This is a genomic window from candidate division WOR-3 bacterium, assembly GCA_039802005.1.
Classification (GTDB): Bacteria; Hydrothermota; Tepidihabitantia; order SM23-42; family JAOAFX01; genus JAOAFX01.
Genome location: JBDRVV010000022.1, coordinates 26244 through 46347 on the forward strand (window position 1 = coordinate 26244; position 20104 = coordinate 46347).

Genomic DNA, 20104 nt, shown 5'->3' on the forward strand with positions numbered 1-20104 from the left:
TTTCATTATATTTTTAATTTGTGAAATTTTTGTGAAATCTTCATTTTGGCCCAATGTTTCATAGTTAACTCTTTTCTACAGTTTAATTTTTTTTTATATTCCTACTTACTCTGCCATTACAAACTATAATATTGTAATTTGCTCTGTCAATAGTGAAAATCTTTCCTATTGATTTTTTTAGAATAATTGTTATAATCAATTTATGTTTAAAAATTTTTTTCTGACAGAAATTCTTTTATTATCAATGATTTTTGCTGACCGCGGGTTGATTCCATTTAATCCTGATATCGCAATATTTGAACCCAATCAAAGGGCAATCATTGCCTGGAATGGAGAAGAAGAGATTCTTCTGTTATCTACTGATTTGAGTGCATCTGATTCCACGATGGTTCTGGAAGTCCTGCCTCTGCCATCAGAACCACAGGTAAAAAAAGGTGATATTGAAACATTCCGCAGGGCAACGAATCTTATAAATCAAAGAATCTATATCAGCAAGAAAAAGAATGGCGGTAGATTATCAGAAGGAACAATTCCACCACCCGCAGAGATAACATTTCACGAGAAAATCGGCGCCCATGATATTTCGGTTGTCCATCTTAAAGAAGTAAATGGCTTTGTAGAGTGGGTGAAGAAATATATCGCATCGCTCGGATTTGAAGGAGAAATAATTTCCCAAGCCCATAAGGAATTGATTGAAGAATATATAAATGGAGGTTTTGTCTGGTTTGTCTTTGATATAATCAATCTCAATAAAGAACAGAATACCCTTGAGCCCATTCAGTATAGATTTTCTACTGAAAAACTTTTTTATCCGTTGAAGATCACGCGCCTTGCATCAGGATTTACAACGGTTGAACTCATCATACTCACACCCAGATTACTATCCAGATTTTCAGGAATATCTATTAAAAGAATAAATCTTGCTCACGAGCCAATTACGATTACAAAAGAAGATTTAAAAAGTATTGATGAGGATATTTATGAGTCATTAAAAAATTTCTCGGAAATGAAATTGAGGATCTGGAAGATTGACGGAGATTTAAATTCATTTGAACAAGATTTAATTGCTCAATAGAAAAGGAGTAAGGTGAAGACAAAATCTGCAAATAATATAAAAAAACTCATTGAAGGTCTTGTGCGTAAGCACAATACACCACTTTTTCTGATCAGCAAGAGCAAACTTCTCGGGCAATTAAAGAGATTCCAGATGCTCTTGCCGAGGGTAAAACCATTCTATGCAGTCAAGTCAAATTCCCATCCCTTTATCTTAAAGACCTTTGCTGATGCAGGAACTGGCTTTGATGTGGCATCAGTCCAGGAAATGAAGACATTGCTTGATATGGGTGTGAGTCCGGATAGAATGGTCTTTGCCAATACTGTTAAGACCCCTGAGGCATTAAAGTTTGCCGCAAATAATAAGATTAATCTAATGACATTTGATTCTGAATATGAATTAAATAAGATTGCAAAATATGCACCAGGGGCGAAGGTACTGGTAAGAATAAAAGTCCCCAATGTTGGTTCCATGGTAGAACTATCACTAAAATTCGGTGCTGAACCGCCCGATGCAATACCGTTTTTGATCAAAGCAATAAGACTGGGATTGAAACCCGCTGGCGTTAGTTTTCATGTGGGTTCTCAAAATATACATATAGAAAACTATCTTGATGCCTTAGAGATTGCATCAATTATTTTCAAAGATGCCCAGCTCAAACAGATTCCGCTTGAAATCCTTGACATTGGTGGTGGATTTCCGATCAAACATTTTGATTATGAAAAAGACCTTTTTGCCCAGACCGCAGGTAGTATAAATAAAGAACTCAATCGTCTATTCCCGGATAATATAAAAATCATTGCTGAACCGGGAAGGGTTTTGTGTGGTCCCGCAGGTATTCTGGTGATGAAGGTCATAGGTAAATCAATCAGAAACAACAAACACTGGTATTATCTTGATGATGGTGTTTATGGTTCGCTCTCAGGCCTTGTTTATGACCATTGTAAGTATCAATATAAAGTTCTAAAAAAAGGTGTCACCCAGATTACAACCCTCGCTGGCCCTACCTGTGATTCATTTGACATAATATCAACGAGTGAAGAACTTCCTGAGCTTGATATCGGAGATATTGTATATGTTGAAAATATTGGTGCCTATTCCTGGGCAACCGCCACAAATTTTAATGGACTTCCACCTGCAAAGGTGGTAATAATCCCATAGGAGGTTTTATGAAAAGAATGCATAGAGTAAAAAAGGATATTGATGAAACACCCGATTGGTTAAAAAAGAAAAAATATCCACACAAGAAAAGATATTTATCAGGTCCGAGGATTTTTCCGCCGGCATTGACCGGCAAACAAAAACTTGAAGATATAATTGAAAATGTATTCCTTGCTTATAATTCAGCCCGACTTCGTGAAGGGTGCAGATTATTTGTAGAAAAGATGCTGGAGCCGGATGTGACAGTTGGAATGAGTTTAGCCGGTGCATTGATTCCCGCAGGATTGGGAAAATCTGTTATTGTTCCATTGATGAAGGCAGGTTTTATTGACTGGGTCGTTTCAACCGGTGCAAATTTGTATCATGATTTACACTTCGCTTTTAATTTTCCATTACACGTTGGCACACCGCTTGTTGATGATGCAGATTTGAGGAAGAATGATGTGGTTCGCATTTATGATATTTTATTAGGTTATAGTGATTGTCTGATGGCAACGGATGAAATTTTAAGAAAGATTCTTAAACAACCCGAATTTCAAAAAGAGATGGGGACTGCTGAATTCCATCATTTACTGGGAAAATATGCGGCTGAATGGGAAGACAAAACCGGCAATAAAGATGCATCAGTTCTTGCGTGTGCTTACAGACTTGGTATTCCACTTTATACAAGTTCTCCTGGAGATTCAACCTTAGGGATGAATATCGCTGAAGAAGAAATTATTGGGGGGCAATTGCGTATAAATCCATCAATAGATGTTAATGAGACAACCGCGATAGTCCTTGCGGCAAAAAGGCAGGGTGGAAAATCTGCCGCACTTTTGATAGGTGGTGGAAGTCCAAAAAATTTCTTGCTACAGACTGAACCGCAGATTCAAGAAGTCCTAAGAATAAAAGAAGTCGGTCATGACTATTTCTTCCAGATTACTGATGCGAGACCTGATACCGGTGGATTATCAGGTGCCACACCACATGAAGCAGTATCCTGGGGAAAAGTTGACCCGACGAGATTACCCGATGCAGTGGTATGCTATCTTGATGCGACTGTTGGTTTCCCAATCATTGCCCATTATGCATTAGCAAGGCATAAAAAGAGAAAAGTAAAAAAACTATATTTCAAAAGACAGGAATATTTGCAAAACTTAATTCGTGAATACTATGCACACCATAAGTAAACCCATCACCCTTCCTCTCCCATGTTTGGGAGATGGATAGGGTGAAGGTGGGTAACGGGACTTGAACCCGCAACGCCTGGAGCCACAGTCCAGTGCTCTACCATTGAGCTATACCCACCAATACCCCGCGCAGGACTCGAACCTGCAACCCGCGGATTAAGAATCCGCTGCTCTGCCAATTGAGCTAGCGAGGCAAGGCATCCCTCATTACATTCGGGATGCTCAACCCTACAACCACAGTCATTGGCATCCCTCATTACATTCGGGATGCTCAATTTTGCAATGACATCCATCTGCGCTGCGCTTGATGGCTGTCAGCAAAATTGGCACGCGCCTGGGGTGAATCGAACACCCAACCTACGGATTAGAAATCCGTTGCTCTATCCTGTTGAGCTACAGGCGCATAAGGGGGATGGGCTTCCCACTTCCCAACCTTAACCAACAAACCATCTTTCTCACTTTAAATAAATTATATCCATTTTTTGATTTCAGTCAATTATTTCGATTTGCATCAAAAGTAAATGTAAAGCAAACATTGGATTTACCTTATTTATTGGTTTACCATGGAGTTAAGGAGTGAGTAATACTTTTCAACTAATGAAGATAATAAAACGGTTAATGTCTTGACAATATATTGATTTTCTATATACTTAATTCAAGGAGGCTTTAATGAACTTAGGCTGGCAGGAGATTCTGCTGATTTTACTGATTGTGCTTCTACTTTTCGGTGCCCGAAAAATTCCTGAACTCGCACGGAGTCTGGGTAAGGGTGTCAAAGAATTCAAAAAAGGCTTGCACGATATAGAAAGTTCAGAAGAAGAAAAGGATAAAAAGGAAGAAAAACAAAATTGATAAAATTTAACCAGCGTCCAAACCATATACCTATAAACTATCTTTATGGAGAGGTGTCCGAGTGGCCCAAGGAGCACGACTGGAAATCGTGTTTCCGCCGAAAGGCGGAACGCGGGTTCAAATCCCGCCCTCTCCGTTTATATCGTTGAAAGAAAGAGAGGAGAATTATGTATTACAATGGAACAAAGATTTTCTTGGTTTCTTTTCTTGTTTCTCTGATAACTTCCATTGTGGTCTGTGTATTATTCTTTTTTGTTTTGCCGATTGGAAAATCAGGCGAAGTTGTTATTCCTGACCTTACTGGTTCAACACCTGAACAGGCACGAGTCATTGCTGAAAATCGCGGTTTGTTGCTCGTAGTAGGCGGAGAAGAAGAAAATGATAAGTATGCCGATAATCAGATTTGTAGACAAACTCCTTTACCCGGTTCCATCGTTCGCAGCAAATCCAGTATCACGGTCTTTATTTCCAAAGGATCAAGTAGTGTGATAATTCCTGACTTAAAAGGTCTTGGTTTGAGCGAAGCAACTATAAGGCTAAATGAACTCGGTCTGCGTATCGGTGATATTAAGACTGAAGAGAATTCTACAGTTGAGAAGGATAAAATAGTAACGACTCTACCATCCTCTGGTTCTAAAGCAAAGAAAGGAGATGCCATAACAATCGTTTTGAGTGGTGGCGCTGAAATGATTGAGGTTCCAAGGGTCATTGGCAGGGCATTATCCACTGCCAAGAGAATTATTGAAGAAAAAGGATTTGTTGTGGGTAGTGTATCTTATGAAGTGAGCACAGAGTTTGATGTGGGAATTGTGATGGCACAGAATCCCCGTGCCGGGACAAAGGCAAGGAAGGGTTCAAAAGTAGATCTCACTGTTGCTACTGTCCTTGATCAATGAAGAGATTTCTTAGTTATTTAATTATTATTCTTATTTTTTTCATCATCGGACTTTTAACGGCGAATTTTTTATTAATGCCAATTTTTGTGCGCAAGGGCGAAGAAGTTATTGTTCCGAATGTCTGCAATCTGCCATTAGATTCCGCAACGATAATATTGAAAAAAGCTGGACTCCAATCTGTTGTTACGGAAAGAAGGTATGACCAGATAATTGAACAAGGTAGGATTATAATTCAAGAGCCACTACCCGATACAAAAGTTAAAAAAGGGAGGATAATCAATCTTTCAGTAAGCCTTGGTCCGGAAAAAATTGTAATACCTACCCTCTCTGGATTAGAATTCACTAAGGCTAAGCAGATAATTGACCGCCTAGGACTTTCAATCAGCGATATTGATACGATATTTTCGGACTCAATCGGTGAAGGTAAGATTATACAGACAATACCTGAGCCCGAGACCGAAGTAAAAAAAGGCGATGCGATAAAAATCATCCTCAGCAAGGGGATTCTACTAAAGGCACCGAATTTAATCGGTTTGAAAGTTGATTCAGCAAAGGTTCTTATAAAAAATGCAAATTTAGTCATTGGTTCTATCACTGAAGTGGAGGGAACCGGAGATAAAGGCACAATAATTGTCCAGAATCCACAGCCCGACCAGTTAGTAAATAAAGGTGATACGATAAATTTAATGGTGGTGAAGTGAAGATTGCACCATCAATCATTGCTGCAGATTTTACCAAGTTAAAGCATGAAATAAAAATGATTGAACAGGCAGGAGCAGATTTAATCCACCTTGATATTATGGATGGGGTATTCGTTCCCAACATTACTTTTGGTCCAATGATTGTTGAAGCAATAAACAAAATGACAAAACTTGAACTTGATGCCCACCTTATGATTGTCAATCCCGAAAAATATTATGAAAGATTTATTGAGTGTGGTACAAAATGGATTTCATTCCATATAGAAACAGTGCGTAATGTTAAAGAGAGTATAAATTTTTTGAAAAAGAAAAAATGCCATCCCGGCATTGCTATCAATCCTGAAACCCCATTGCAAAAGATATTTAAATATATCGATAGACTTGATTACCTATTGATAATGACCGTGCACCCCGGGTTCTACGGTCAGAAATTCATTCCTGAGGTTTTGAAAAAGATTGAGCAAGCAAGAAGATTTATTGATAAAAATCATTTACGCTGTTTGATACAAGTTGATGGGGGGATAAATGGAGAAAATGCCTCCATCGTTGCCCGCGCAGGTGCAGATATACTCGTTGCTGGTGCAGGTGTTTTTAAAACAAAAAACTACAAAAAGGCAATAAGGAATTTGAAGTGTTCCAGAATTTAACCGATAGATTCCAAATTTTTCGACGCAAAGTTCTTGGCTATGGTCGTATCACACGCACGGAAATAGATTTAATATTAAAGGATTTGCGCATTACACTCCTTGAAGCAGATGTTCATTATCAGGTTGTGAAGGAGTTTATTGAAAATATCCAGAAAAAGTCATTGAATCAAAATCTTGATAAGAGATTGAATCCTGGCGAATTAGTGATGAAAATCGTATTTGATGAACTTGTCCAATTGTTAGGAAGCAAGCCACAGCATATCAATTTTAAAAACACCGGTCCAACAATAATAAGCCTTCTTGGATTGCAGGGTGTTGGGAAAACAACCACTGCCGCAAAGATTGCGCATCGTTTTAATAATAAAAAGCCGCTCCTTGTTCCGGCAGATGCAAAAAGGCCAGCAGCAGTTGAGCAGCTTACCCAGTTGGGGAAGAGAAACAATATTCCCGTTTTCCCATTAAAAGATGGTGACCCGGTTCTGACCGCAAAACTCGCAAAAGAGACTGCAGAAAAACAGAATTATGGGCTTGTTATAATTGATACTGCAGGAAGACTGCATATTGATGAGGAACTTGTTGAGGAGTTGATAAAAATAAATAACACCGTAAAACCCGATTACAAAATTCTCGTAGCTGACGGTATGACCGGACAGGATGCGGTAAATCAGGCAAAAACATTTAAAGAAAAAGTTGGACTTGATGGTGTAATTCTTACCAAACTTGATGGTGATGCAAGGGGTGGAGCAGCATTGTCAATTGCGAGGGTTTCGGGTGTGCCTTTATACTACATTGGTATAAGTGAAAATATTGATGGGCTTGAGGAATTCTATCCGGACAGAATTGCCCAAAGGATTCTGGGGATGGGAGATGTAGTAAGCCTTGTAGAAAAAGTAAAAACAATAGAAAAAGAAGTAGATCAGGCAAAACTACAGAAAAAGATTGCTAAGGGTGATTTGAATCTTGAAGATTTTATGGAACAAATGAAGGCAGTGAAAAAACTCGGGCCACTCTCCAAACTCGCGGGTATGCTTCCTGGTGTGAAAGAAGCAGATGTTGATGAAAAAGAATTCAAAAAGATTGAAGCAATAATAAACTCAATGACAAAAAAAGAACGGCAAAATCCAGAGATAATTGATGGTTCAAGGAGACGCAGAATTGCTTTAGGGAGTGGTACGACCGTAGCAGATGTGAATCAGTTATTAAAGCAATTTTTTTATGCACGGGATTTATTGAAGAAATTGGCGCACAGTAAATTACCCGGAAAGAGTCCATTTAAGCTAAAATAAACTTTATAATATAAGTATCTACTATAGATACCGCGATAGGAAAATAAAATTGATATTTAAAACTAATGGCACATTATTTGCTTTTTAAGTCAATTGACGAAATACTAAAAGTGGATAAAATAAGAAAGGGAGTAGAACAATGGGAATAATGTTGTTAATAATTATTGTATCGTTAGACAATAATTCAGTATTAAAAGATACAATCATAATAAACAACTGGTGGTATCTCGGTCCGTTTCCCGTTGGCGTCCGGGAAGGAATAACCGGCTTGGATATTGATTTTTTTAATGAAAATTTTCAACCAGATACCATGATTAGTTACTTCAGCTTTCTTGCCCCAGAGGGATTTATTAAGTGGAGAAAATTAAATACCGAAAATGATAATGTAAACATTGAATATAACAATGTGTTCTGGGATGCAATCCAGGAATATTATGGTGTTGCAGGACTCGCCTGTGCAAGTATTTTATATGGAGAGTTTGAATCTACTGATAGAATCTCCGCTTTAATAAGCGCCCGGGGATTGGGTTCGTTTATTTTGAATGGCAGAGCCTATCCTGGGGATGTATATAGCGATGGTTATGTCCAGATACCAGTCGTATTAAACAAGGGCAAAAATAAAATTATTATAAGACCCACTGGCTATGGCGGGAATTCATTTTCTTTTAAAATCATTACAAGCCCAGCATCTTTAATGATAATTAGAGATATCACCAAACCTGATTTCATTTATGGAGAGAATTATTCTGGCTATATTGGTGTACCTGTTATAAATACAACCGAAAAGACAATAGATAGATTGAAGATTGAGATTTATGGCGATGATATACAAAAGACCGAAAAAGAATTTTTAAGGATTATGCCCTTATCATTGGCAAAAATTCCTGTAGTATTGGAATCAAAAGATAAGATAAAAAGAGAAGATAGCACGCTAATCAGAATTCGTGCATATAATAGCATTTATGAAGCGAAAGACTCTGTGTGGATAAAGATTAAAAAACCTGGTGAGCCTTATATTAAGACATTTATCTCAAAGATAGATAATTCCTGCCAATATTATGCAATCCTTCCACCAAAAAATTTTGAGCCTGAATCTACCTATGCATTAATTATGTCCTGCCATGGTGCAAATGTAGAAGCGATAAACCAGGTTAAATCATATTCACAAAAAGACTGGGCTTACATTGTTGCACCGACAAATCGGAGAAGATATGGCTTTGACTGGCAAGACTGGGGAAGGCTTGATTTTCTTGAGGTCCTTGAAGATGTAAAAAGGAATTTTAAGATTGATGAAAATAGGGTTTATCTTACCGGGCATTCAATGGGTGGACATGGCGTCTGGCACATTGGATTATCACATTCTGATTTATTTGCCGCAATTGCACCGAGTGCGGGTTGGGCAAGTTTCCAATTATATTTTCCGTGGTTTTTACAGAGAAGCGAAATTTTTGCTGAACCTGAACAGATAAAATATCGTGATATGGTGTTGAGAGAAGATAATGCACCCGCATATTTAGAGAATGCTCTAAATTTACCAATATATATTTTACATGGTGAGGCAGATGATAATGTCCCACCGATTCAGGGAAGAATGATGGCTCAGTATCTGAAAGAATTAAACTATGATTTTATGTATAATGAAGTTGCGGGAAAAGAACACTGGTGGGATATTGATTCAACACCAGGAATTGATTGTGTGGATTTAAAAGAAATGATGGATTTTTTGAAAGAGAAAAAGAGGAATCCATATCCCGAGAGTATTATTTTTAAAACTTCAAATATTGGACATTCAAATAAAGGGTATTGGATAAGAATAGATGAACTGGATAATATTTATCAGGATGGAAAGATAATCGCTAAATTTGATTCCTTGGGTTGGGATGAAACATCTGTGGGCCCCTGGCATAGTTTTATTCAATACAATATTCAAACTGAGAATATAAAAGTTTTCAATGTTTTACTTAAAAAATTTAAGTTTGTTCCTGGTTATATTTTATTCAATATAAATGGTAAAGAGATAAAATGCAAATATGATTATCAGGATGAAATAACATTTATAAAATACAAAGACGGTTTTAAAATGATAAAATACAGCAAAAAAGGATTGAAAAAGACCCCAGCACTTTATGGACCCATAAAACAGGCATATTTCAACCCATTTATTTTGGTTTATGGTACAATCGGCGATTCAATTGATGTTGAAAATAATCTCCATTATGCAAGATTGCAGTCTTATACCTGGTGGATAAGGGCAAATGGATTCTGTGAGATTATTCCCGATACTGAAATTGTTGAAAAACATATCAAGAATTTCAATCTTGTCCTTTTTGGGAATTCTCAAACCAATGCAATCATTAAGAAAATAAGCAAAAAACTGCCGATAAATTTTAAAAGTGTCGGTTCTTATGAAGATTGCATTGCAATAAAAAATAAGGTCCTGAGAAATCCCGATTTATGTCTGATGGAAATCTATCCCAATCCATTGAATCGAGAAAAATTTGTTTTATTATATTCAGCAACATCAAAAAAAGCACAAAAATATCTTGGATTATTTCCGGTAATCTATTCTGGCTCAGGATTACCTGATTTTATTATATGGGATGAATCTGCGGCAAGATATGGTTGGACAGGTGTACTTTCTGCAGGGTTTTTTAATAAAAATTGGCAGATTGATTGGAATTTATTATATCAATTTACCCCTTGACAAAGTAGCGATAATAGATATAATATAATATAGGGACTTAAGGGTCATAAAGAAGGAGGTGATCTTAATAAAAAATCAATAAGTAAATATTAGTAAAGAAATAAGGGAGTGAATAAAATAATGAAAGGGGGCTAAATGATAGGTTTGTGTTCAATAATGTTGTTGGCATTATTGCCACCCATTCCGGGTAAAATGACCCCGGAACTCGTAAAAATCTTAAATAACACACCACCACAGGAAAAAGTTTTTGTGATCGTCCATATGAATACAGAATATCCGTACGATGCGATTGAAGGAATGACACCACAGGAAAAGTGCGATGTTTTTGAGTCCGTGGCAATGAATTCGCAGCGCGATGTAGTGAATTATCTCAATTCTTTATCGAAAGACAAGGCAGAAGTTGTTAGACAATTCTGGATTTTCAATGGATTTCATTTGAAGGCAACAAAGGATGTGATTGAAGAACTGGCAAAGAGGGATGATATATGGTGCATTTCTCATAATGGAACGATTCAATTGGATGCTACCATGGGCGAAGAGGTCACTGAACCGAGGACTCCGGAATGGAATATTACTAAAATTATGGCAGAATCATGCTGGGCAGCAGGATTCAATGGAACCGGAATAATAATCGGTCATATTGATACCGGGGTTTATACTGACCATCCCGCGCTCGCCGGCAAATGGCTTTCACCATACTGGCACGATGGTGTCAGCGGTCAATCAACACCTTATGATGACCATAATCATGGAACCCATACAATGGGCACAATCTGTGGCGGTGATGGTCCTGGTCCATTTACATATGATATTGGCGTTGCCTATGGTGCAAAATTCATTCCTACAAAAGCGTTTGATGCTAATGGCTCAGGTCAATTCTCCTGGATAGATGCCTGTATGCAGTATCTGGCAAATTTAAAACAGAGCGGCGTTGATATCCGGGTGATTGGAAATTCCTGGGGCAATAGTAATGGTTCATATACTGGCTTCTGGACCGCAGTCTTGAACTGGAAGAATCTTGGTGTATTCCCCGTATTTTCTAATGGTAATTCAGGACCTGGTGCAGGAACAGTTGGTTCACCGGCAAGTTATCCAATAACGATTGGTGTTGGTGCAACTGATAACGGCGACAATATCGCGTCTTTCTCATCGCGTGGACCATCACCGAATGTCAGTCCAATAAATGACCCACAATACTGGTACTATTCAACCTGGAATTTCTTAAAACCCGATGTGTCAGCACCCGGTGTCAATGTCAATTCCTCATTGAGAACCGGTGGTTACGGAACAATGAGCGGAACATCAATGGCGTCACCACATGTAACTGGTGGAACCGCAGTTTTATTGCAGAAGAATAACGGGCTTACTGTGGGTGACCTTTATGATTTATTCCGCAACTACTGTGATCAACCTTCTGCTGGTGCACCATATCCGAATAATAATTATGGTTGGGGCAGAATAAACTTGTGGCGTTCATTACAGGCAGTTCCAACCAGCAACCGACCGAATGTAGTATTGAGCCGGACAAATATTGTTAATGACAACAATGGCAATGGAAAACTTGATCCGGGTGAAAATGCAGGTATTGTGACCTATGTGAAGAATACAGGCGGTGTAGTAGCAACCAATGTGCAGGGAAGATTAAGGACAACATCGCCTTATATCACTATAACCGATTCAATGTACACATATGGCACGATAAATTCTGGTGATAGTGCAAATAATGTCTCCGACCCGTATGATATAAGTGTCCATGCCTCAACACCACCCGGGCATATGGCGAATTTCCAGCTGGTGCTCATTGCTGCAGAGACTACCTGGGTAAGAACTTTCTCATATCAGGTTGGTGTTGCACCTGGTGAAATTATATGGGGTCCAAAATCCCTACCCAATTTCCCAACAAACAATTTTATCTATGGTGTTGCCTATGACCGCACCGGTGATAGAATCTATGTGGTAGATTTCTTGTCTACCCAAATCCGTTACTATTCCTCAGATAGTTTTGTAACATACTACGGTGCAATCACTGCACCACAGGATTCTGGAGTTGACCTGGCATACTCCCGGTATGATGACGCATTATACTTCGCCAATTATCCGCAGAAACTGGTATGGAAGCTGAATAAAAATACAGGCGCTGTTCTTCGTCAGTTCAATAATCCCGCGAATGATTATCCGGTGGGTATTGCCTTCCGTCCGCCTAATACAATGTGGTATGCAGATAGAAGAACCGCTCTTGGTGGTACTCAGTTAATTTATATTGGAGATACCCTTGGAACAGCAACACAATATAACAGTCCGATTCAGGGATACTACAATACCCGCTGTCTGGCTTATGACTCTTTGGGCAATTCCTTTGTAAATGTCCAGACCTGGTTCAATTCAAGCCAGGCACTTGATAGTGTTGGTGTTGTTGAATTCACGGGCACACCACCTACATTTACTGGCAAGAAATTTCTTTTAAATCCTGGTTGGAATATCCGTGGTATTGAGGCAGACCCGAGAGACGGTAATTACTGGGTTACGATTGTGCAAATCAGTGGCTCCTATGTTAATCAAATTGTAAAGGTCAAAGGTTTCTACACACCTCTCACCCCGGTTGAAGAATCCGAAAAAGAGAATGTTGCTAATTGGAAACTACTTAAGGTTGTTCCAAACCCAGCAAAGAGTAATCTTACATTTTACATCAATCCTAACAATATAAAGCATAACTACTTGAGCATTTACGATATCAGCGGTCGTCTTGTAGCAAAAGTCAATTTTGATAAAGGAGCGAGTGTAATCAACTGGAATCCACGGAATTCTTCTCTTGCCGATGGAATATACTTTGCAATGCTGGAGAAGGACGATGGAATAATAACCGAAAAATTCGTCCTTACGCGCTAAAAAGATGGATGAGCAGGGCCCTGGCTTTAGCCGGGGCTCTGCTTATCTCATTGTTGACATTGTAAAAATAATGAATATACTATAGAAAATACTGAAAGGGGTGCTATGAAAATTGCTAAGTCAGTTGTAATACTATCGTTTTTTCTTATAATGCTCAATATTTCTTCTGGTGCACAAAGGGTTGTAGTTGCGGAGATGATCGGCGACGAAACCTGAGGATCCTGTGCTGCGGCAAGCGGTGCGCTTGCTCAAATAGCTTTAAACTATCCCGGAAGGGTAGCAGCAATTGATGTTCACGATAACCCAGCAGATTCTTTCTTCCTGCAAGAAGCATATAATAGAATCCGTTATTATCCACCACCATTTTACGGTATGTATATGCATCCCTGGCTCTGGTATGATGGAAATCAACATGGCGGGACGAATTATTCTCAATGGGAATCTATGATTGTAAACCGTATGAACCAACCTGCACCGGTTACAATTTATCTTGATGGTGAATATTCACCGGGTAGTAATTCAGGGACTATTTATGCCACATATAAAAATGATTCTACCGCAACGATCAATGGAAGGGTAATCTTCGTTATAACTGAAGATAGTCTATTTTATCCAGCACCCAATGGTGCATTATGGCATAGCAATGTACCCAGGGATTATATTCCCGACCATAATGGCACAACAGTCTCAATTCCACCGGGCGATTCAATTACAATAACTATGCCTTTTACCACCCATCCTAACTGGAATAAATCGCATTGCAAGATAAAAACATGGATTCAAAACGATGTAATGCAACCTGATTCAACAAAGGAAATATGGCAGGGTGCGATAGTTAATCTACTTGAACTCGGTATTGAAGAAAATCCAGGCAAGAAGTGTGAAAAATTAAGTCTACAGGTTTTCCCCAACCCCTGTCCGCGCACCGATGCCCTGCACTTCTATTTTCCATATCCAACCGACTACAAAATTTCAATATATGACTGCACCGGAAGGGAGATAAAGAATATTTCAGGTAATGCCAAATCGGTTAAATGGGATTTAAAAAACAACCAAGGGTATAAAGCTAAACCCGGTGTTTATTTTTACCGTTTTGTAGATAAAAAAATAATATTTTCTGGTAAATGTGTAATTGAGTAGAAGGAGGTGAAATACGAAAGACTCTATTAGAAAATTGATTATGAGCAAAGGGGGTATTATGAAAATGTTGATTCCTATCTTTTTAATGATAGGTTTTGTTAGCGCTGGCAACTGGCTGATTAATGGCGATTTTGAGGAAGCACTCAACTCGGGCTGGACTTCAACCCAGAGTGGCTCATATATCTACATTGACCGTGCAACAACCTATGAACCGGACCCGGATTATGAAGTGCGTGTGGAAAAAGGCTCAGGCAGTGGGTTTGCAACACTTTCTCAGACTATTGATATTACGACACCGAGTGAATTTACTTTTTCTACAAAGGCAAAGTTATATGCATATGATAATAATGCAGATACTCTGACTTACGCTGCCGCAGCAATAAGAATAATTTACCGTAATGCCACGGGTGCACTTCTTGGAGAAACCAGAATTTGCCAGTTCACTGCACCCTGTCCCTGGCAAAACACTTCAACAATCCATCTAATAACAGTTAGCGATTCACTCTGGCATAATTATTCATTCAATCTCCAGACTGAACTTGGAAATCTTCCCGGCGTCAATCCAGCAAATGTGAAAAAGGTAGAAATTGCGCTCTATGATACAACTGCCCACACTTGTTGAGGGGCTTCACAATTGGCGAAGGTCTTCGCCGATGATGTAAAATTGAATTATTCTGGAACACAGCTCTATCTTACCTTCATTAAGTCTAAAGTCTATGACCCGAGCGGAAATAATAATGGTAGATTAGACCCAGGAGAGACAGCAAATATCACTGCTTTTCTAAAAAATATTGGTGGTGCGAATTTTACAAATCTAAATTCTACACTCTCAACAACGAGTCCTTATATTACAGTCACGGATAATTCTGGCTATTTTGGCACGATTCTTATTGACAGCACAAAGGAGAATATCTCTGACCCCTATGTTGTGAATGTCAGTGCCTCAACCCCGCAGGGACATATTGCTCAATTCCGCTTGATAACAACCCAAGGGGCTTTTGTTGATACCTTTTTCTTTAGTCTCACGGTTGGTTCATATCATTATCTGGTCTGGAATCCTGACCCGACTGCCACGCCGGGACAGACAATGCATAATATCTTGACATCCCTCGGCTACAGTGGTCTATATTCAACAACACTGCCTACGACCGACCTCAGTGTGTATCGCGCAATTTTGGTTTGTGTGGGAATCTACCCTAATAATTATGTAATTGGTGCATCAAGCCCCGAGGCAACAGCACTCGTCAACTATGTCAATAGCGGTGGCAGACTCTATCTTGAGGGCGGTGACGTCTGGTATTATGACCCGTTGATAGGCGGCTATAACTTTTGCTCACTTTTTGGAATCAACGCAACTGCTGATGGAAGTTATAATTTAGGACCAATAGAAGGGCAGCCAGGAACATTTACAAACCAGATGTATTTTAATTATTCGGGTGAGAATAATTATATGGACTGGATTAGTCCGACTGGAACTGGTTCTTTCTTAATATTTAAAGATGTTGACCAGAGTTATGATTGTGGTGTTGCCCGCGATGCCGGAACATATAGGACTGTGGGAACTTCTTTTGAACTTGGTGCACTCGTAGATGGTGGGGGTGTCTCTACCCGTGCTGCCTTGCTTGACTCCATCCTCCATTTCTTCGGAATATTCCAAGTACCTGTTGAAGAGAATAAGCAAGAAGGGCTCCAAAAGATATCTTTCCAGGTAACACCGAATCCATTCCAGAATAACTGCGTGGTTAAATTCGAAATTCGAAATCCGAAATCCGAAATTTCACTCAAGATTTTTGATGCAACAGGACGGTTGATAAAATCATTTAACCATTTAACCAGTTACCAATTTAATAAAATCGTGTGGTCTGGTGACGATGAAATCGGCCGCAAGGTGCCCGCAGGTATTTATTTCGTGCGGTTGGAAACGGGCGGTCAAAAATATATTGAGAAGGTAATAAAGATAGAATAGTTAGAAATCAGGAAGGGAGTATAAATACTCCCTTCCTGAAAATCTTTTATAATTGGACTTAAGTCTAAAAAGGGGGTTTTATGGGCAGTAAGAAACTTATCTGGATTGTTTTAATTGTCGCCACTGCATCATTTGCCCAGTGGCAGACAATAGGTCCCTATGGTGGTTATGTCCGCTCAGTGGTTGTATCACAAACCAATGACAATATTGTCTATGCTGCATCTTATGCTAATCCCACTGTAGTTGCAAAATCCACAAATGGTGGTTCAACCTGGACCACAGTTGGTTCAATACCAAATCAGGCATATTGTATGGCAATAGACCCAACGAATGATAATAAACTATATGCGGGGAGTGGACATGTAATGTATCGTTCAACTGATGGCGGTGTGAATTGGCTATCAACTACTATGAACAATAAATATATCTACGGCATAGCGGTCCATCCAACAACGCCTACAACAATTTGCGCCGCGGGTATGAGTTATACAGGAACAAAATGGGGGCTTGCATTTTTCAAAAGCACAGATTCCGGTGTAAACTGGACAACCACTGTAATGGATACTTCAGGCTCTTCAAACTATGGATATTGTCTCGCAATTGACCGTACGAATCCCAATACGATTTATGTGGGTGGCTATTCTTATACCACATCTTACATACCCAGAATTTACAAATCCACAAATGGAGGCACTAACTGGATAGATGTGTCTACTGATACAGTATTTCAGAACGCTTATTATATTTACTCTATGGCTGTTCATCCAACGAATTCTAACATAGTCTATGCTGGTACTTATTTAAAAGGTATTATGCGTTCAACCAATGGCGGAAATTCCTGGACAAAAGTTTCTACTAATTACTACAACTATAGTATGGCAACGAGTATAGCATCACCTGATATCGCTTACTCTGGTTGTTATGGTGAGGTTTACAAAACGACAAATGCCGGCTTGTCCTGGACATCTGTAAGCTCGGGTTTGAGTGGAACTTCCTTCTATGGCCTTGCCGCAAGTGCACAGAATGCTTCTAATGTATATGCTGGAAATAACAAAGGTATGTTTAAGACAACAACCGGCGGGACTTCCTGGGTAAGTATCAATAACAATTTGAATATGGGTTCTATCCTTTCTTTTGCAAATGCGCCTTCTTCACCTTCAACGATCTATACTTCCTTTGCTGAAGTTGGTGTATATAAAACAACAAATTCAGGAACAGATTGGATTCAATTGCCGACACCGGTTGGCTGCGGAAATATCTGTGAATTTGCGGTTGCGTATAACAATCCTAATATCATATATGCCTTAGAAGGAAGTGGTTGAGGGAATGCCGAGCTCTACAAGAGCACAGACGGCGGGTCCGTCTGGTCAAATGCCCTTGATGCATTTTATACCGATGGCGGGGCAATGGCAATTGATCCGAATAATAGTTCAATCCTTTATACCGGTGGCTATATATACAATGGTTCAACTTATGTAATGGCAGTCTCAAAATCAACCGATGGTGGAACAACATGGGAAAGGGATACACTAACAACAGATTATTCTATGTGTTATGCACTCGCGATAGATAGAAGTAATTCTAATGTTGTTTATGCCGGCGGCTATAATGGTTATCTTTTCAAAACAACCAATGGTGGTGTTAACTGGACTCTTTCTAATACTGGATTGAGTGGAACAGTCTATGATATTAAGGTCGCTTCAACCAAGGCAAACACAGTCTATGCGGGAACCTCTTCGGGTGTTTACAAATCAACAAATGCGGGTGCCAGTTGGACAAGTACAGGTTTATCACAAAATGTTCAGGCAGTCTTGATAAATCCTTCAAATGAAAACGAAATATATGCCGCAACAAGTAATGGTATCTACAAGAGCACTACTGGCGGTGGTGGATGGACATTGATGAATACTGGACTATTAAATACAAATACAACTTCTTTAGGAATTTACCCAAATAACTGGTTGTTCTGCGGAACAAATGGCACAGGAATGTATCGATGGAATATACAAGTTGGCGCGGAAGAATTTGAGGAGATTGGGAAGAGTATCTCCTTACAGATCACACCAAATCCATTCAGGAACTACTGCGTAGTTAAGTTCCAAATCCCAAGCACCAAATCCCGAATTCCAAACAAATACGCAATCCGCAATCCGAAATCCGAAATTTCTTTGAGGATCTATGATATTTCGGGTCGCGTTGTTAAGTCATTTAATCTTGAATCAGGTATCTTGAATCATGAATCCAGTATCACCTGGTTTGGCGATGATAATGAAGGTCATAAGGTTCCTACGGGTATCTACTTTGTAAAACTTGATTCTGGTGAGTCCACTAAAATTGAGAAAGTAATTCTACTTAAAGGAAACAATTAGTTATTGACATAAACTAAAAAACAAGTAAAATTATAGTGAAAGGGGGTTTCATGTCAAAATACTTATTAATATTGCTGGGCATTTCGCTGCTCGGTTTTTCTGCCCAGCGGGTGGTTTTGTGTGAAGAGTTTTATCAGGAGAGCTGATCCTCCTGTGTTGCTGCCAGCGGTACGCTGGACAATATCTGTGTGCAATATCCCACACGCATTGCCGCAATTGAGATGCATCTAAATAGCAGCTATCCGTTATATTGTCCAGAGGCATATGCCCGGATGCAATACTACCCAAGTTCAAATTGGTATACGCCCAACCTTATTCTTGATGGCACGCCAAAAGGGAGCGGTTATACATCCTGGCAATCATACATTGTTACACGGATGAATCAACCTGCACCGATGCGTATCTCAATGTGGGGGACTTATGGCTCTGGTTCTGGCACAATCTATGCCCGATTTCGTAATGATTCAACAGCATCAGTCACTGCCTATGTATATTTTGTTATCACTGAAGATAGTATCTATTATGTTACACCCTATGGTGACCAGTGGCATAATCATGTTGCACGCGATTATGTCCCAAACCAGATCGGCCAACAAGTGACAATTCCAGCGGGTGATTCAGTAACGGTCTCGCAAAATTTCACAATCCAATCAGGCTGGAATGTCAATCGCTGCAACATTGTAACCTGGATACAGAATAATTCAACACGCGAAGTGTATCAGGCGGGATTTATTAAGGTAACCAACCTCACAGTAGTTGAAGAATTTAATAATGAAAATGTAGTATCAAAAATCTCTCCCACCCCGAATCCCTGTGTAAATGGAACGAGCTTTCAGTTTAACATCAATAAGGGTGTTGAATGGAAGATTGTGATTTTTGATGCTCTTGGTCGCGAGATGAAAAGGATTGAAGGAAATGGCACGGGTAAAACTCAAACTGTAGAATGGAATCTTCTGGATAATAATAACAATCGTGTTAAATCTGGTGTTTATTTCTACAGACTAATCAGTTCGGAACTGAATGCGAATGGAAAGATTGTAGTAAGGTAAAGCTGAAAAAATATTATTAAATCCCCCTTAATCCCCCTTTTTTAAAGGGGGAGAGTGGGGGATTGCTCCTTCTCCCTTCTTTTAGAGGGAGACAGAGATGACAATTTGCGTCTATCACCTTTTATAGGAACTACTCTATCCCCCTTTTCTAAAGGGGGACATAGGGTGATTACTCCTTCTCCTTTTTAAAGGGGAATAGAAGGGGATTATTAGAAAAATAA

General features: G+C 39.2%; 16 protein-coding genes and 4 tRNA genes. 17 read left to right on the forward strand and 3 right to left on the reverse strand.

Annotated features, from left to right (window positions below; translation table 11 throughout):
• The first annotated feature begins 202 nt into the window (after window positions 1-202).
• Genes ABIL69_08055 through speY form a run of 3 tightly spaced genes read left to right on the forward strand, consistent with a single transcriptional unit; the run spans window position 203 to window position 3387 of the window.
• The gene (locus ABIL69_08055; GenBank protein ID MEO0123939.1) at window positions 203-1075 is read left to right on the forward strand and encodes a DUF2330 domain-containing protein; all 873 of its coding nucleotides are present in this window, start codon (window positions 203-205) and stop codon (window positions 1073-1075) included.
• 12 nt (window positions 1076-1087) lie between these two features.
• Window positions 1088-2215, forward strand: coding sequence for a type III PLP-dependent enzyme (locus tag ABIL69_08060; GenBank protein ID MEO0123940.1), 1128 nt, complete (start codon window positions 1088-1090; stop codon window positions 2213-2215).
• Between the two features lie 8 nt (window positions 2216-2223).
• Entirely contained in the window at window positions 2224-3387 is a 1164-nt protein-coding gene (gene speY / locus ABIL69_08065) for a deoxyhypusine synthase (GenBank protein MEO0123941.1), read from the forward strand.
• Window positions 3388-3433: 46 nt separating this feature from the next.
• On the opposite strand, the gene ABIL69_08070 is transcribed toward speY, so the two are convergent.
• From ABIL69_08070 to ABIL69_08080, 3 genes are all read right to left on the reverse strand, one after another.
• A tRNA-His gene (locus ABIL69_08070) sits at window positions 3434-3505 on the reverse strand.
• 3 nt (window positions 3506-3508) lie between these two features.
• A tRNA-Lys gene (locus ABIL69_08075) sits at window positions 3509-3581 on the reverse strand.
• Window positions 3582-3716: 135 nt separating this feature from the next.
• Window positions 3717-3790: transfer RNA gene (locus tag ABIL69_08080), tRNA-Arg, on the reverse strand.
• A gap of 266 nt (window positions 3791-4056) precedes the next feature.
• Here ABIL69_08080 and ABIL69_08085 point away from each other — a divergent pair.
• From ABIL69_08085 to ABIL69_08150, 14 genes are all read left to right on the forward strand, one after another.
• Window positions 4057-4239, forward strand: coding sequence for a twin-arginine translocase TatA/TatE family subunit (locus tag ABIL69_08085; GenBank protein ID MEO0123942.1), 183 nt, complete (start codon window positions 4057-4059; stop codon window positions 4237-4239).
• A gap of 47 nt (window positions 4240-4286) precedes the next feature.
• A tRNA-Ser gene (locus tag ABIL69_08090) sits at window positions 4287-4375 on the forward strand.
• 31 nt (window positions 4376-4406) lie between these two features.
• The gene (locus ABIL69_08095) at window positions 4407-5135 is read left to right on the forward strand and encodes a PASTA domain-containing protein (protein ID MEO0123943.1); all 729 of its coding nucleotides are present in this window, start codon (window positions 4407-4409) and stop codon (window positions 5133-5135) included.
• Window positions 5132-5836: a PASTA domain-containing protein gene (locus ABIL69_08100; protein MEO0123944.1), complete on the forward strand. Its 705-nt coding sequence runs from the start codon at window positions 5132-5134 to the stop codon at window positions 5834-5836. The genes ABIL69_08095 and ABIL69_08100 overlap by 4 nt, the downstream gene beginning before the upstream one ends.
• Window positions 5833-6483, forward strand: a complete 651-nt coding sequence (rpe, locus tag ABIL69_08105) for a ribulose-phosphate 3-epimerase (protein MEO0123945.1) — start codon at window positions 5833-5835, stop codon at window positions 6481-6483. Before ABIL69_08100 ends, rpe begins: the two co-directional genes overlap by 4 nt.
• Entirely contained in the window at window positions 6468-7769 is a 1302-nt protein-coding gene (gene ffh, locus ABIL69_08110) for a signal recognition particle protein (GenBank protein ID MEO0123946.1), read from the forward strand. Before rpe ends, ffh begins: the two co-directional genes overlap by 16 nt.
• Window positions 7770-7908: 139 nt before the next feature.
• A complete protein-coding gene (locus ABIL69_08115) occupies window positions 7909-10473 on the forward strand; it encodes a prolyl oligopeptidase family serine peptidase (GenBank protein MEO0123947.1) in 2565 nt (854 codons plus the stop codon).
• Window positions 10474-10608: 135 nt separating this feature from the next.
• Complete coding sequence (locus ABIL69_08120; protein MEO0123948.1) at window positions 10609-13359, forward strand: S8 family serine peptidase; 2751 nt, start codon at window positions 10609-10611, stop codon at window positions 13357-13359.
• Between the two features lie 372 nt (window positions 13360-13731).
• Complete coding sequence (locus tag ABIL69_08125) at window positions 13732-14499, forward strand: T9SS type A sorting domain-containing protein (protein MEO0123949.1); 768 nt, start codon at window positions 13732-13734, stop codon at window positions 14497-14499.
• Window positions 14500-14557: 58 nt separating this feature from the next.
• Window positions 14558-15121, forward strand: a complete 564-nt coding sequence (locus ABIL69_08130; protein ID MEO0123950.1) for a hypothetical protein — start codon at window positions 14558-14560, stop codon at window positions 15119-15121.
• Window positions 15122-15133: 12 nt separating this feature from the next.
• Entirely contained in the window at window positions 15134-16465 is a 1332-nt protein-coding gene (locus ABIL69_08135) for a T9SS type A sorting domain-containing protein (protein ID MEO0123951.1), read from the forward strand.
• An 80-nt stretch (window positions 16466-16545) separates the two neighbouring features.
• A complete protein-coding gene (locus ABIL69_08140) occupies window positions 16546-17787 on the forward strand; it encodes a YCF48-related protein (GenBank protein MEO0123952.1) in 1242 nt (413 codons plus the stop codon).
• Between the two features lie 84 nt (window positions 17788-17871).
• Window positions 17872-18834: a T9SS type A sorting domain-containing protein gene (locus tag ABIL69_08145; protein MEO0123953.1), complete on the forward strand. Its 963-nt coding sequence runs from the start codon at window positions 17872-17874 to the stop codon at window positions 18832-18834.
• Between the two features lie 188 nt (window positions 18835-19022).
• Window positions 19023-19883 (forward strand): Omp28-related outer membrane protein, encoded by an 861-nt coding sequence (locus ABIL69_08150; GenBank protein ID MEO0123954.1) that lies wholly within the window; start codon window positions 19023-19025, stop codon window positions 19881-19883.
• Window positions 19884-20104 lie beyond the last annotated feature (221 nt).